Raw genomic sequence first — 13,814 nt, forward strand, 5'->3', positions numbered from 1 at the left:
TTGGTGGGGCGGCCGGGCAATCTGCGTTGTCCTGCGCCGTTTCTTTGCGCTATCCGTAATGGTCTATCCGGGGTCCGTCATTGCCATCCGGGCCGCCGTCCGCAGCGTCTGCGGACGGGCCTGCCTGATGTCCTGCAAGATGAAATCGGCCGCGCGTTCGGCCAGCATCACCACAGGCGCATTGGTGTTGCCGGACACGAGCGTGGGCATGATCGAGCAATCCACCACGCGCAGGCCGGAAACGCCGTGCACGCGCAGGCGCTCGTCCACGACCGCCATGGGATCGCTGCGCGGCCCCATCCGGGCGGTGCCGGAAGGATGGAAGATGGTGGCGCCGTACTCCCGGCAGAAGTGCAGGATCTCGTCATCGCTGCGCACGTCCGCGCCCGGCCGGAATTCGCGCTTCATCAGGCCGGCCAGGGGCTCGGCCGCGGCGATCCGCCGCGCGTATTTGACGGCGGCCACCGCCATGCGGCGGTCCAGTTCGGTGGACAGGTAGTTCGGCTGCATGGAAGGCGCGTCGAACGGATCGGCGCTGCGCAGCCGCACACGGCCCCGCGACGACGGGCGCAGCTGGCAGACCGAATAGGTACAGCCGGAGAACGGATGCACCTTGCCGCCCGCCATGTCGGCCGACAGCGTGGCGAAATGGAACTGGGTGTCGGGCCTGCCGCTGGCCGGATCGACCCGGCAGAACAGGCCTCCCTGGTTGATGCCCACCGCCAGCGGACCGCTGCGGAACAGCAGCCATTGCAGCCCCATGCGCAGGCGCCCGGCCAGCGTGCGCAACTGGTCGTTGGTGGTGATGGGGCGGGTGGTCTCGTAGATCAGGCGGATCTGCAGGTGATCCTGCAGGTTCTCGCCCACGCCGGGCAGGTCGCGCACGACGCCGATGCCGAACTCGCGCAACAGGCGGGCGGGGCCGACGCCGGAAAGCTGCAGCAACTGCGGCGATTGCAGGGCGCCGGCGCACAGCACCACCTCGCGCCGGGCGCGCAGCGTACGCACCTGGCCGTCCTGCCGAAAACGCACCCCGCAGGCGCGGGTGCCCTCGAACAGCACGGCCATGGCGTGCGCGCCGGTCTCCACGCGCAGGTTGGGCCGGTCCTGCGCGGGGCGCAGATAGGCCACGGCGGTGGAGCAGCGGCGGCCGTTGCGCGTGGTGAGCTGGTAATACCCCACGCCTTCCTGGTCGCCGGTGTTGAAGTCCTCCAGGCGCGGAATGCCCTGTTTTCCGGCGGCGGCGATCAGTGCTTCCACCAGCGGGTGCGGCGTCTTGATGGAGGTGGCGTTGAGCGGGCCGCTGGTGCCGCGGGTGGGGCCGGGCCCCAGGTCGTTGTTTTCCAGCTTGCGGAAGTAGGGCAGGCAGTCGTCCCAGCCCCAGCCGGGGTTGCCGGCGTCCGCCCAGGCGTCGTAGTCGGCGCGCTGGCCGCGGATGTAGATCAGGCCGTTGATGGAGCTGGAGCCGCCCAGCGTGCGGCCGCGCGGCCAGTAGATGCGCCGGCCCAGCATGTTGGGATCGGGGTCGGTGTAGTAGCCCCAGTTCACCACCTTATGGAACATCGTCTTGCCGTAGCCGATGGGGATGTGTATCCAGGGGTAGCGGTCTTTGGGGCCGGCCTCCAGCAGGCAGACGGCATGCGCGCCGTCCGCGCTCAACCGGTTTGCCATCACGCATCCGGCCGATCCGGCGCCCACCACGATGTAATCCACGGTATCGGACATTTCCGCGCGGTCTCCCTTATATACTGGGCCTGCGCCGGGGTCCCCTGCATGACAACGCGGACCGGGCCGGCATCTGAGGCGATTCTAGGAAGCACGCGCGTAGAACAAAGCACAACAAGCGCAGGGGCGGAATAATGGAACAGAACATGCGGCTTCGGTTTCAAAATCGCAGTGCAGCATCGGGCGAGGCGCCCGAAGCAGGCGCGGGCGGCCCGGCCGGCCAGCAGCAGGAGGCCTCGCGTTCGCTGCGGGCCCTGCTGGTGCTGGACCATCTGGCGCGGGCCCAGCATCCGCCCACGCTGGCGCAACTGGCGCAGCGGCTCGACATGCCCAAGACCACCTTGATGCGCCTGCTGGCCACCATGCAGCGCGCCGGCTTCGTGGCCGCCACGCCCACCGAGAACGGCTACGTGCCGGGGCCGCAGGCCACGTCGCTGGCCCTGTCCACCCTGCGGGCTTCCGCCTTCACCCGGGCCTGCCGCGCGGTGCTGACCAAGCTGGTCGCCACCCTGGGCGAGACCTGCAACCTGACCGCGCCCGACGGCGACCAGGTGGTCTATATGGAACGAGTGGAGACGACCGAGCCGCTGCGGCTGTTCTTCGCGGTGGGCAGCCACGTGCCCATGCACTGCACCGCAAGCGGCAAGCTGTTCCTGGCTTCCATGAACCGCCTGGAACGCGGGCGGGTGCTGGCGCGCCTGCCCCTCACGCGCAATACCCCGCGCACGCTGACCGATGCCGGCCGGCTGGAGGCGGAGCTCGACCGCCTGGCCGCGCGCGGCATCGGCATCGACAACGAAGAGTTCGTGCGCGGCATGAGCGCGGTGGCGGTGCCGGTGCGCGACGCCGAGGACCGCGTGGTGGCGGCGGTGGCCTGCCACGCGCCCACCGCCCGCATCATGCTGGACGATCTGCTGCGCGCCGTTCCGGTGCTGCAGGGCGCCGCGCAATCGCTGCGCGAGGTGCTGGCCCTGCATCGGCCCGGCGGCTGACGCCGGCAAAACGAAGACTCTTCACGCACTCGTCACGTGAGGGTCATGCCGCTGTTGCATTGCCTGCCTAGAGTGGCGGCTTCGAACGCGGATGCCAGTCGGCATCGGACAGTCCGGCCCAGGGGGGCCGGCGCGCGTTCGGGACTTCTCTCGAACCACGGAGTGCAGAGTGTCTTCAGACCAGAAAGAGAACGGGATCGGCCACGACGCCGGGGACAGCGCGCAACAGGACGGCGTCAACACGCGGCGGCGCTCCCTGATCAAGGCGGGCGTGGGAACGTGGGCAATGCCGGCCGGGCTGGTGACGCTGCTGTCGGCCTGCGGCGGCGACGACGACGATGACGACGCGGCTCCCGGCCCAGGCGGCGGCGATGGCGGGACGGAACCGCCGCCCGCGGCGAAGCTCCTGTCCAGTTTCGGCCTGGTGGTGCTGCCCGACACGCAGTTCTACGCGCGCTATGCCACCGCCGAAACCGGCAACCAGTTCGCCAAGCTGTTCGGCAGCGAGCCGTTTATTGCGCAGACCAACTGGATCGCGCAATCGGCCAAGGCGTTGAACGTGCCGTTCGTGATTCATGTTGGCGACGTGGTGGACCAGGTGTCCAAGCCCCAGCAATGGGAAGTGGCGGACGCCGCCATGAAGCGGCTGGAAGACGCGGGCGTGCCGTACTCGATACTGGCGGGGAACCACGACGTGTTGCAGGACATCGGCTACGAATCCGATCCCGTCAATGGCACGGACGCCACCCGCGACCCCGCGGCCGAGCCCTATCTGAAGTGGTTCGGCAAGGACCGCGCGAGCGCGCAGCCCACCTTTGGCGGCCGCGACGCCAGCGGCTTTCATGAATACCACGTGTTCGAGACGGAAGGGCAGAAGTTCCTGGTGCTGTCGCTGTCGTGGCGCGTGTCGGATGCGGGCCTTGCATGGGCCCGGCAGGTCCTGCAGACGCATTCGTCCTTGCCCGCCATCCTGGTCAACCATCAGTTGCTGGCCATCGCCAACGACGGGGTGAGCCCGCTGGAAGTCGACTACGGCCTGATGCTGTGGGACAAGCTGATCCGCGGCAGCGATCAGATCTTCATGACCGTCAACGGCCATCATCATGGCGCGGCGCACCTGACCAAGATCAACGACTTCGGCCACGCGGTCGAGGAAATGGTGGTGGACTACCAGATGGCCTACCAGGGCGGCAACGGCCTGTTGCGCTTCTATGAGTTCGACCTGAGCAACAACCGGATCGTCGCGTCGTCGTTCTCGCCGTGGGTGCCCCTGAAGCCGAAGAGCGCCGTGAACGAATTCGACCAGGCGGTGCTGACCGACGCGAACAACCAGTTCGTGATCGAGATGGACTTCGCCAAGCGTTTTGCCGCCTTCAATCCGGACTTCAAAGCGGGGCCCGGCACACGCGCTGGCAGCATCACGGACGCCGCGCTGGCGCTGGCGTTGAATGGCTACACCGACGCGCAGCCGCCCGAGAAGGCCGCGCCCGCCAACGATGAAGACTACGCGCACGCCGCCGGCACGTTGGCGCACTGGCGCTTCGCGGGAGGCGCCGCGGGCGCCTCGGTCGCGCAAGGCGCCGTGATCGCCGACAAGTCCGGCAACAACAATGTGCTGACGCGCGCGCCGCTGAACGCGCCGGCCGGCAATACCGCCCAGGAAGGCGATCTGGTCTGGAGCGCCGACCGCCATCGCCTGTCGGCCGCGCCCGGCAGCATTACGTTCCGCAACACCGCCGGGCCGCGCCTGAGCTACTTCCTGACGGACGCCGCGGCGGCGCTGAATACCGAAACGTTCACCAGCGGGTACACGGTCGAGGCCTTCATCAAGATCGCCGGAGACTGGACGGCGGCCGCCAACGCCTGGATGAACATCATGACGCGCGCCGGACGCCGTGGCGATTTGCCGGGGTGGGCCGCCAGCCTGCCGCAATCGCCGCCGCTGCAGTTCGCCATCTCCAACCTGCGCGAAGTGCAATGGGAAGTGGTGCCCTCGGTGGCCACGCCCGTCAGCGCCCGCACCAACTGGTCGGGCGAGATCCTGGTGGACACATGGCTGCACGTGGCGGTGGTCAACGACCCCGCGACGCGCGAAACCACGATGTATGTGGAAGGCGCGCCGGTGCTGCGCAACGCCGTGGATGGCGCGGGCCTGGCCACGCTGAACCTGCCGTGGACGGTGGGCGCGGGCTATTGGGACGGCGGCGGCCCCAGCGGCGGCTTCCTGGGCGCGCTGGGCGAAATCCGCATCGTGGGCAGGCCCTTGCCGCCCGCGGAATGGCTGACGGCGCGCGCGCCCTGATACGCGGCGTAACTGCGGGCGGGACGCGTCGGCCCCTAGTGGCTGAGGCGTCCGCCGCTGAGCATCCAGCGGGTGCCGTAGCGGTCGATCAGCGCGCCGTAGGCCTCGGCCCAGAAGGTCTTCTGCAGGGGCATGGTGACGCTGCCGCCTTCGGCCAGATGCTCGAATACGCGGTGCGCGTCGGAGACGGTGGGGTACACCAGCGCCAGCGCCACGCCCTGTTTTCCCGGATACGGATGGCCCGCGGTGGCGTCACTGCCCAGCAGGGTCTGCTCGTCCAGCGACAGCCGGGCATACATGATGCGCCCGGCGTCCTCGGAAGAGAGCACGGGCATGGCGGCGTCCGGGGGCGCGTCGGCGTAGCGGATCATGGCTTCGAGCCGGCCGCCCAGCACGCGTTCGTAGAAGCGCATGGCGTCGGCGCAGTTGCCATCGAAACTGAGGTAAGCGGATAACTGGGGCATGATGTCTCCGGGTTCGATGGCGCCGCGCTGGATGGCGCCGCGCCGTTCCGCATGGCCAAGGCGGGCGGCGCGGCTCTATGATGGGAATCCGACCCGGTAACGCTCAGGAGCCAGACCATGCAACAAGGAAGCTGCCACTGCGGACAGATCGCCTTCGAAGTCGACGGCGATGTGCCCCAGGTATTGGAATGCAATTGCTCGCACTGCAGCCGCAAGGGCTATCTGCTCTGGTTCGTGCCGCGCGCCAGCCTGCGCATCACGTCATCCACGCAGGGCATGTCGACCTACAAGTTCAACAAACACGTGATCTCGCATCATTTCTGCGCCAACTGCGGCTGCGCGCCGTTTGGCTTCGGGGTGGGGGCCAAGGGCGAGGAGACGGCGGCCGTGAACGTCCGCTGCATTGAAAACCTGGACCTGAACGCCCTGACCCGCATTCCGTACGACGGCCGCAACGCCTGAAGGCCGGTTGCGCCACATGATAGGGCAACGGGTGCGATCGTGGAATCGCGGCGGGGTAACGTGGTTTATCACCGATAGGCAGGCGCCGGAGGACGATGTCTTCCGCGTGAAATGAACAGGAGGCGGCCATGTCGCTGATTCCCTTGTTTCCGTTATCCAACGCGCTGTTTCCCGCCGGCGTGGTCCACCTGCGGATCTTCGAGGTGCGCTACCTGGACATGATCCGCCGCAGCATCGCGCAAGGCAGCGAGTTCGGCGTGGTGGGCCTGCTTGCGGGCAGCGAGGTGCGTTCTCCGGAAGGCATGGAGACGCTGTCGCCCGTGGGCACCATGGCCCGCGTGGACGCCTGGGAGGCGCCGATGCCGGCCTTGCTGGAAATCCGCTGCACGGGAACGGCGCGTTTCCGGCTGCTTTCCAGCGTAGTGGCAAAATACGGTCTTTGGATGGGCGAAGCCGAACCCATCCCCGACGATCCGCCCACGCCCGTGCCGGCGGCCATGCAGGCCAGCGCCGATGCGCTGGGGCGCCTGGTGGCGCAATGGCAGCAGGACGGCGTGCCCCCCGAAAGGATGCCGCTGGCGCCGCCGTTCCGGCTGGACGACTGCGGCTGGGTGGCGAACCGCTGGTGCGAGCTGCTGCCGCTGCCGCCGGACGACAAGGCCACCTTGCTGGCCATGACCGACCCGGTGGCGCGCCTGGCGTCCATTCAGGACGTGCTGCGCGGCCAGGGGCTGGCGTAGGGCGCGGCAAGAACACTTTGGACACCATGGATATCAGGATAGACGAAGGCCTGCGCGCCTATATAGACCCCTTGACCGAAGACGAGCACGCCGCGCTGGAGCGCAGCCTGCTGGCCGAAGGCTGCCGCGATGCGCTGGTGTTGTGGGGCGACCTGCTGGTGGACGGCCACAACCGCTATGCGCTCTGCATGAAGCATGGCATCGCTTTCCAGACCACCCAGAATCCACGCTTCAAGTCCATGGAAGACGTGCACCTGTGGATGATCGAAAACCATCTGGGCCGGCGCAGCGTGTCGGACTTCCAGCGCGGCGTGCTGGCGCTGCGCAAAAAGGAAATCCTGCAGTCGCGGACCGCGCCGGAAGACGGGACGCGCACGGCGCCCGAGGACGGCTCCCCGCCCTGGGACGAGGATGCGCCCGCGCCCGAGGGCGCGCCGCTGCGCGAACCCGCCAACACGACCTGGGCGCCGGCCATTCCCAGCCGCCAGGCCCTGGCGCGCGCGGCCCGGATCAGCAGCAATACGCTGGGGCAGATCGAGAAAATCCAGAAGGCGGCGGCGCCGGAACTGGTGCGCGCCGTGAAGGAGGGCGCGATTTCCATCAACGCGGCGGCCGCGGTGGCGTCGCTGCCCGCCGAGCGGCAGGCGGCGGCCGTGGCCGGTGGCAGGAAGGAACTGCAGCAGGCCGCGCGCGAAGCGCGCCAGGCCAAGGCCCCGGCGCCCCGCGAGGCTCCGCCCGAGGAACCCATCGAGAACATCGAGGATCTGCCCGCCGAAGTCGCGCGCCTGCGCCAGTTGCTGGCCAAGCTGACGGACGAGCGCGATCAGCTCAAGAAAAAGGTCATGCACCTGACGGTGGCCTTGTCCGAAGCGCGCAGCGCGGCCGGCGGCGACGACTGACGGCGGGATGCACGAATAAGGGATAACCCTTAAGTGCTGTTATCCACGAATAAAATTCGTGGATCGATGGGAATTTATATCGTTTTGAAGAAGGGCGCGTGGGGCTTTGTAATGCATGTTCGCTTAACCGCTACACGCATACACACCTGGCTTCCCTTATGAACCCCATCGGATATCGCATACTTTCCCGGCCCGCGCCGGCCGTCGCCGCCGACGTGCTGGCCGGTTTCGCCAGCATCGGCTCGGCCCAGATCAGCGACTGCATGAATCGCCTCTACGGCGTGTCGGGCCTGCGCCCGCTGCACGCCGGATCGCGCCGCACCGTGGGCCTGGCGTTGACCGTCAAGACCCGTCCGGGCGATAACCTGATGATCCACAAGGCGATCTCCCTGGGCGGCGCGGGCGACGTGATCGTCGTCGACGGCGCCGGCGACGCCAGCAACGCGCTGGTTGGCGAATTGATGATGATGGACGCGCAAGCGCGCGGCATCGAAGGCTTCGTGATCGACGGGGCCGTGCGCGATCTGGACGTCTTTGCCCAGAACGAATTCGGCTGCTTCGCCCGCGCCGTGTCGCACAAGGGCCCGTACAAGGATGGCCCCGGCGAGATCAACGTGCCGGTGTCCGTGGGCGGGCAGGTGGTCAATCCGGGCGACGTGGTGGTGGGCGATGCCGACGGCGTGGTGGTGATCCCCGCGGAACACGCGCGCGCCGTGCTGGCGCTTGCCGTGAAGAAGGAAGCCGACGAAGCGGTGGCCAAGGAAAAGCTGCGCGCGGGCACCTACACCAAGCCGTGGCTGGAGAAGACCATCGCCGAGAAGACGGGAGCGGCCAAATGAGCATCGTCGCCGACCGCATCAAGCGCATCAAGCTGTCGCCCAGCGTGGCGGCGCGCGCCATCATCGCCGAATTGCGCGAAGAGGGCCGCCGCATCATCGACCTGACGATAGGCGAGCCGGATTTCTCCACGCCGGAACACATCCGCCTGGCCGCCACCGCCGCCATGAACCGCGGCGAGACCAAGTATCCGCCCGCCCAGGGCACGGTGGCCTTGCGCAAGGCCGCCCGCGCGCATCTGCTGGAAGCGACCGGGGTGGACTATCCCGTGGCGCGGATCATCGTCAGCACCGGCGCCAAGCAGGTGATCTTCAACGGCCTGGCCGCTACGCTCAACGACGGCGACGAGGTGCTGATCCCGGCTCCGTTCTGGGTGTCGTACCCGGACATGGTGCTGGTCAACGGCGGCGTGCCGGTGACGGTGGCGACCACGCCCGCCACGAGCTACAAAGTCACGCCCGAGGCCCTGGAAAGCGCCATCACGCCGCGCACCAAGTGGCTGATGATGAACGCGCCCAGCAACCCCACGGGTTCGGTCTATTCCGCCGATGAACTGCGCGGCCTGGCCGAGGTGCTCAAGCGCCATCCGCACGTCTGGCTGATGACCGACGACATCTACGCGCGCCTGAACTTCACCGGCGAGCCGACGGTGCACCCGCTGCAGGTGGCCCCGGAGCTCGCCGCGCGCACGCTGGTGGTCAACGGCGTGTCCAAGGCATACGCCATGACGGGCTGGCGCATCGGCTATGGCGCGGGCCCCGACGAGCTGATCAAGGCCATGGCGATCCTGCAATCGCAGAGCACGTCGGGCGCGTCGTCCGTCAGCCAGGCGGCCGCGCTGGAAGCCTTGTCGGGTCCCCAGGACTGCGTAGCCGAGTTCGCCAGGGTATTCCGGGAACGCCGCGACCTGGCGGTCGCCGAGCTGTCGGGCGCGCCGGGCTTGGAGATCGTTGTGCCGCAAGGCGCGTTCTACGTGTTCCCCGATTGCTCGGGCCTGCTGGGCAAGAAGACGCCCGCCGGCGACGTGATCGCCACCGACACCGACCTGACGCATTACCTGCTGCGCGAAGCGGGCGTTGCCGTCATCGACGGCCACGCCTACGGGGCGCCGGGCACCTTCCGCCTTTCGTTCGCCGCGTCGATGGACGATATCCGGCAGGGATGCGCCGCCATACGCGACGCCTGCGCCAAGCTGGCCTGAGGGCGGGCTTGTTTACACCCGGGCTTGTTTCAAGCCAGATCACCACACAACCATACAAGGGGAACCAACCATGAAGCGCAACACACTCTTCGCCGCCTGCCTGGGCCTGGCCACGCTGGCCCTGGGCGGCGCCGCCCACGCCGATCAGGTTGACGACATCAAGGCGCGCGGCGAGCTGGTCTGCGGCACGCTGGGCACGTCGCAGCCGTTCAGCTTCCAGGACGGCGCGACGCGCCAACTGGTGGGCTATGACGTGGATGTCTGCAAGCTCGTCGCCGACAAGCTTGGCGTCAAGATCAACTACAAGCTGCTGTCGGTGGCGGCGCGCGTGCCGGAACTGAACGAAGGGCGCGTCGACATCCTGGCGGCCAACCTGGGCTATTCGCCCGACCGCGCGCAACAGATCGCCTTCAGCCATGCCTACTACGTCAGTCCGCAGAAACTGATGGTGCGCAAGGATTCGGGGTTCGATTCGATCGAGGCGCTGAATGGCCGCCGCATCGGCGCCACCAAGGGATCCAGCTCCGAACGCGAGATCAAGCGCATCCTCGACAAGTCGCAGGTCATCGGCTATGGCGACAGCTCGGCCACCTACCTGGCCTTGCAGCAAAAGAAGGTGGACGCGCAGTTCGCGTCCGAACTGGTACTGGTGCGCCTGGTGCTGCAAAGCCCGCCCACCGCGCCCGTCAGCGTGATCGCCAAGCCGGTGTTCGACGAACCGTGGGGCCTGGGCGTGCGCAAGTCCGAAACGCGGTTCCTGGAAACGGTGAACCAGGCGCTGGACGAGGCCGAGGCGTCGGGCGCGGCCGCCAAACTGTTCGACAAGTGGTTTGGCCCCGAGACGCCGTACAAGCTGGAACGCGGCTTCAAGATCGGCCCGATCGCCGGTTAAGGCCGCGGACCACGGCGCGGCCATCCGCCAGTCCCGTCACGGCTTCCCGCGCAACGCCCAGCGGTGCGCGGGAAGCCGTGACGCTTGGCGCGGACCGCGCGATTGCAGGAGATTGATTGTTCTATGAGCCTACTTGACGCATCCCAATATCAACTGCTGCTAGGCGGCATGGCCGTCACCGTGCAACTGTTCCTGGTCGCATGGGTGATGGCGTTTTCCATTGCGGTGACGCTGGTGGTCGTGCGCGCCACCAATCTCGCGCCGTGCCGCTGGCTGGTCGACGCCTACGTGGAATACCACCGCAACGTGCCGCTGCTGGTGCAGGTGCTGTTCTGGTACTTCGGCATGCCCGAGCTTCTGCCCGAGGGCTTTCGCATGTGGCTGTACGCGCACAACGCCGAGATGTCCCTGGCCGCGATCGCGCTGGCGCTGGGGTCGGCGGCCTATATCGCCGAAGACATCCGCAGCGGCCTGCGCGCCATTCCCGGCACCCAGTTCGAGGCGGCGCGCGCGCTGGGCGCCAGCTACCTGCAGTGCATGCGCTTCGTGATCGTGCCGCAGGCGCTGCGCATTTCCATCCCGCCGCTGGTCGGCCGCGCGCTGCTGCTGTTCAAGAACACCAGCGTGGCCATGGCGATCGGCGTGATGGAGCTGACCTACCAGGCGCGCGAAATCGAAAACGAAACCTATCGGACCTTCGCCACCTTCGGAGCCGCGACCATCATGTATCTGCTGGGCTCGTTCCTGATCATGGCCATCGGATCGCGCATCTACGCCCGTTATCGTCTGAACCGCGGAGGCCATGGTGCTTGATCTGCTGATGCAATACTGGCCCACGCTGCTCGTCGGCCAATACCCCAACGGCCCGCTGGGCGGACTGGCGCTGACGCTGATCCTGGCCGCCTGCGGCCTGGCCCTGTCGCTGCCCCTGGCGCTGCTGGTCGCGCTGGCCCGCGTCAGCCCCTACGGCTGGCTGCGCGTGGCCAGCAAGACGCTTGTCAACGTGGTGCGCGGCATGCCGCTGCTGATGCTGATCTTCTGGGCCTACTTCGTCGTGCCCAAGCTGACCGGCCAGGTCGTCAGCGGCTTCTGGACGCTGATCTTCGCGCTGGTGGTCTATGAAAGCGCCTATCTGTCGGAAGTGATCCGCTCGGGCATCGAGGCGGTGCCGCGCGGCCAGATCGAGGCGTCGCGTTCGCTGGGCGTGGGCTACTGGACGACGATGCGCCGCGTGGTGCTGCCGCAGGCGCTGTTCAATGTGCTGCCCAGCATGACCAGCCAGTTCGTCTCCACCATCAAGGAAACGTCGCTGGGCTATGTCATCAGTGTCAATGAACTGACTTTCGCCGCCAACCAGGTCAACAACCTGGTGCTGACCCAGCCGCTGCAGGTGTTCGGCATCCTGGCCATCATCTATTTCCTGGTGTGCTTCAGCCTGAGCCGCGGCTTGAGCTGGCTGGACCTGCGTATCCGCCGCTCGCGCGCCATGGCTTAAAGGAACAAACATGATCAATCTTGAAAAAGTGAACAAGTGGTACGGCGAGCATCATGTGCTCAAGGACGTGGACCTGTCGGTCGCGCGCGGCGAGGTGCTGGTGATATGCGGTCCGTCGGGGTCGGGCAAGTCCACCATGATCCGCACGATCAACCGGCTGGAGCCCATCGAGAAGGGCCGTATCCTGATCGACGGCGCCGACATCTACGCCAAGGGCGCCAACCTGAACGCGCTGCGCCAGAAGATCGGCTTCGTGTTCCAGCAGTTCAATCTGTTTCCGCACATGAGCGTGCTGGAAAACGTGATCTTCGCGCCCGTCAGCATCCGCAAGCAGCCGCGCAAGCAGGCGGTGGAGCTGGCGCGCACGCTGCTGGAGCGCGTGGGGCTGGAGCACAAGATCGACGCCTATCCGGGTTCGCTGTCGGGCGGCCAGCAGCAGCGCGTGGCGATCGCGCGGGCGCTGGCCCTGCAGCCACCGGTGATGCTGTTCGACGAACCCACCAGCGCGCTGGACCCGGAGATGGTGGGCGAGGTGCTGCAGGTGATGAAGGGCCTGGCCAAGGATGGCATGACGATGGTGTGCGTGACCCACGAGATGGGTTTCGCCCGCGACGTGTGCGACCGCGTCGTCTTCATGGACGCGGGCGAGATCCTGGAAATGGACACGCCCGAGCGCTTCTTCAGCGCGCCGGCCCATCCGCGCGCCCAGCGCTTCCTGGCGGACATCCTGCATCCGCGCGGCTGACCGGGGCGGGTCCGGGGCGATCGGACCGCGATGGTAAGGTGAGGTTTTTCCATGCGTTTCGCATCCACCGCGGCGATGTACACCCTTAAACAGCTAGAGGCTTTTTACTGGAGCTCGCAACTGGGCAGCTTCAGCGCGTCTTCGCGCAAACTGCACACGACCCAATCGGCCGTCGCCAAGCGGGTGGGCGAGCTCGAAGCCTTTGCCGGCGCGCCGCTGTTCGAGCGGCGCGCCAAGAAGCTCCTGATGACCCCGCAGGGCCGCAAGCTGTTCGAACTGGCCAGCCAGATGCTGGAGTTGAACAGCCGCATCGTGCAGAACATGGCCGACCCGGCCAGTTTCGAAGGCGTGGTGCGGCTGGGGGTGACGGAACTGGTCGGCATGACCTGGCTGGCCGGGCTGATCAATCAGATCAGCCAACGCTACCCGCGCGTGCAGCTCATGCCCGAGATCGACGGCGGCATCACGCTGTATGAACGGCTGGAGCAGGACGAACTGGACCTGGCCATCATGCCCGGCCCGTTCTGGGGATACCAGTACGATTGCACGCACCTGGGCGCGGTCACCAATGTCTGGATGGCCAGTCCGGCGCTGGACATCGATTTTTCGGCCAGCTTGACGCCTCAGGACCTGGCGCCGTATCCGGTGATTTCCCAGCCCACGAACTCCGCGCTCTCGCATCTGTACGACGCGTGGTTCGCGGAACAGGGGCTGCCGGTCAAGCGCGTGCTGACCTGCAACAGCCTGGGGATGATGGCGCAGCTGACGATGCTGGGCCTGGGAATCAGCTACCTGCCGGGGGCCTATTTCGCGCCGCTGGTGGCGCGCGGCGCGCTGTGCCAGCTCAATGTGCGGCCGGACCTGCCGACCATCAATTACTACGCGGTGCACAAGAAGAACATCGTCAACCCGGTCGTGTCCCGGGTGATCGACATTGCGCGCGAAGAATGCGCGTTCGAGGTGGCGGGGGCGTTTCTGCCCCATGTGCCGCCGGCGGCCAGGCCGCGCGAGGGCTGACCGGGGCCGGGCGGCCGGTCCGGGGCGGGCCCGGCCCGGCGGT

At 67.4% G+C, this 13,814-nt stretch carries 14 protein-coding genes; 12 read left to right on the forward strand and 2 right to left on the reverse strand.

Translation table 11 applies throughout. The features are described from left to right. Nucleotides 1-63: 63 nt before the first annotated feature. Nucleotides 64-1,725, reverse strand: coding sequence for a GMC family oxidoreductase (locus ASE30_RS04015; protein WP_057282935.1), 1,662 nt, complete (start codon nucleotides 1,723-1,725; stop codon nucleotides 64-66). A 134-nt stretch (nucleotides 1,726-1,859) separates the two neighbouring features. On the opposite strand from ASE30_RS04015, the gene ASE30_RS04020 reads away from it, so the two are divergent. Continuing rightward, nucleotides 1,860-2,717 (forward strand): IclR family transcriptional regulator, encoded by an 858-nt coding sequence (locus ASE30_RS04020; RefSeq protein ID WP_057282936.1) that lies wholly within the window; start codon nucleotides 1,860-1,862, stop codon nucleotides 2,715-2,717. Between the two features lie 286 nt (nucleotides 2,718-3,003). Next, nucleotides 3,004-5,019 carry a LamG-like jellyroll fold domain-containing protein gene (locus ASE30_RS04025; RefSeq protein WP_235515188.1) on the forward strand — a complete coding sequence of 672 codons (2,016 nt, stop codon included), beginning with the start codon at nucleotides 3,004-3,006 and terminating at the stop codon, nucleotides 5,017-5,019. A 35-nt stretch (nucleotides 5,020-5,054) separates the two neighbouring features. On the opposite strand, the gene ASE30_RS04030 is transcribed toward ASE30_RS04025, so the two are convergent. Beyond that, nucleotides 5,055-5,483, reverse strand: coding sequence for a VOC family protein (locus tag ASE30_RS04030; RefSeq protein ID WP_057282937.1), 429 nt, complete (start codon nucleotides 5,481-5,483; stop codon nucleotides 5,055-5,057). 117 nt (nucleotides 5,484-5,600) lie between these two features. On the opposite strand from ASE30_RS04030, the gene ASE30_RS04035 reads away from it, so the two are divergent. From ASE30_RS04035 to ASE30_RS04080, 10 genes are all read left to right on the forward strand, one after another. Then, entirely contained in the window at nucleotides 5,601-5,945 is a 345-nt protein-coding gene (locus ASE30_RS04035) for a GFA family protein (RefSeq protein WP_057282938.1), read from the forward strand. 128 nt (nucleotides 5,946-6,073) lie between these two features. Then, nucleotides 6,074-6,685 (forward strand): LON peptidase substrate-binding domain-containing protein, encoded by a 612-nt coding sequence (locus ASE30_RS04040; RefSeq protein ID WP_057282939.1) that lies wholly within the window; start codon nucleotides 6,074-6,076, stop codon nucleotides 6,683-6,685. Nucleotides 6,686-6,711: 26 nt separating this feature from the next. Beyond that, a complete protein-coding gene (locus ASE30_RS04045; RefSeq protein WP_057283265.1) occupies nucleotides 6,712-7,584 on the forward strand; it encodes a hypothetical protein in 873 nt (290 codons plus the stop codon). 158 nt (nucleotides 7,585-7,742) lie between these two features. After that, nucleotides 7,743-8,423: an RraA family protein gene (locus ASE30_RS04050; protein ID WP_057282940.1), complete on the forward strand. Its 681-nt coding sequence runs from the start codon at nucleotides 7,743-7,745 to the stop codon at nucleotides 8,421-8,423. Continuing rightward, complete coding sequence (locus ASE30_RS04055) at nucleotides 8,420-9,622, forward strand: aminotransferase class I/II-fold pyridoxal phosphate-dependent enzyme (protein ID WP_057282941.1); 1,203 nt, start codon at nucleotides 8,420-8,422, stop codon at nucleotides 9,620-9,622. The genes ASE30_RS04050 and ASE30_RS04055 overlap by 4 nt, the downstream gene beginning before the upstream one ends. A 70-nt stretch (nucleotides 9,623-9,692) precedes the next feature. Further along, nucleotides 9,693-10,514 (forward strand): ABC transporter substrate-binding protein, encoded by an 822-nt coding sequence (locus tag ASE30_RS04060; RefSeq protein ID WP_057282942.1) that lies wholly within the window; start codon nucleotides 9,693-9,695, stop codon nucleotides 10,512-10,514. A gap of 123 nt (nucleotides 10,515-10,637) precedes the next feature. Beyond that, on the forward strand, nucleotides 10,638-11,327 hold the full coding sequence (locus ASE30_RS04065; protein ID WP_057282943.1) for an amino acid ABC transporter permease: 690 nt from the start codon (nucleotides 10,638-10,640) through the stop codon (nucleotides 11,325-11,327). After that, nucleotides 11,320-12,009: an amino acid ABC transporter permease gene (locus tag ASE30_RS04070; protein WP_057283266.1), complete on the forward strand. Its 690-nt coding sequence runs from the start codon at nucleotides 11,320-11,322 to the stop codon at nucleotides 12,007-12,009. Before ASE30_RS04065 ends, ASE30_RS04070 begins: the two co-directional genes overlap by 8 nt. A gap of 10 nt (nucleotides 12,010-12,019) precedes the next feature. Next, the gene (locus tag ASE30_RS04075) at nucleotides 12,020-12,754 is read left to right on the forward strand and encodes an amino acid ABC transporter ATP-binding protein (protein WP_057282944.1); all 735 of its coding nucleotides are present in this window, start codon (nucleotides 12,020-12,022) and stop codon (nucleotides 12,752-12,754) included. Nucleotides 12,755-12,805: 51 nt separating this feature from the next. Then, entirely contained in the window at nucleotides 12,806-13,771 is a 966-nt protein-coding gene (locus tag ASE30_RS04080) for a LysR family transcriptional regulator (protein ID WP_156407525.1), read from the forward strand. Nucleotides 13,772-13,814: the final 43 nt, after the last annotated feature.

The organism is Achromobacter sp. Root83, from assembly GCF_001428845.1.
Classification (GTDB): domain Bacteria; phylum Pseudomonadota; class Gammaproteobacteria; order Burkholderiales; family Burkholderiaceae_B; genus Achromobacter.

Bases quoted from the DNA above. Each gene is read 5' to 3' on its own strand.
- ASE30_RS04015 (WP_057282935.1), bottom strand. From the start codon at position 1,725: ATGTCCGATACCGTGGATTACATCGTGGTGGGCGCCGGATCGGCCGGA.
- ASE30_RS04020 (WP_057282936.1), top strand. From the start codon at position 1,860: ATGGAACAGAACATGCGGCTTCGGTTTCAAAATCGCAGTGCAGCATCG.
- ASE30_RS04025 (WP_235515188.1), top strand. From the start codon at position 3,004: ATGCCGGCCGGGCTGGTGACGCTGCTGTCGGCCTGCGGCGGCGACGAC.
- ASE30_RS04030 (WP_057282937.1), bottom strand. From the start codon at position 5,483: ATGCCCCAGTTATCCGCTTACCTCAGTTTCGATGGCAACTGCGCCGAC.
- ASE30_RS04035 (WP_057282938.1), top strand. From the start codon at position 5,601: ATGCAACAAGGAAGCTGCCACTGCGGACAGATCGCCTTCGAAGTCGAC.
- ASE30_RS04040 (WP_057282939.1), top strand. From the start codon at position 6,074: ATGTCGCTGATTCCCTTGTTTCCGTTATCCAACGCGCTGTTTCCCGCC.
- ASE30_RS04045 (WP_057283265.1), top strand. From the start codon at position 6,712: ATGGATATCAGGATAGACGAAGGCCTGCGCGCCTATATAGACCCCTTG.
- ASE30_RS04050 (WP_057282940.1), top strand. From the start codon at position 7,743: ATGAACCCCATCGGATATCGCATACTTTCCCGGCCCGCGCCGGCCGTC.
- ASE30_RS04055 (WP_057282941.1), top strand. From the start codon at position 8,420: ATGAGCATCGTCGCCGACCGCATCAAGCGCATCAAGCTGTCGCCCAGC.
- ASE30_RS04060 (WP_057282942.1), top strand. From the start codon at position 9,693: ATGAAGCGCAACACACTCTTCGCCGCCTGCCTGGGCCTGGCCACGCTG.
- ASE30_RS04065 (WP_057282943.1), top strand. From the start codon at position 10,638: ATGAGCCTACTTGACGCATCCCAATATCAACTGCTGCTAGGCGGCATG.
- ASE30_RS04075 (WP_057282944.1), top strand. From the start codon at position 12,020: ATGATCAATCTTGAAAAAGTGAACAAGTGGTACGGCGAGCATCATGTG.
- ASE30_RS04080 (WP_156407525.1), top strand. From the start codon at position 12,806: ATGCGTTTCGCATCCACCGCGGCGATGTACACCCTTAAACAGCTAGAG.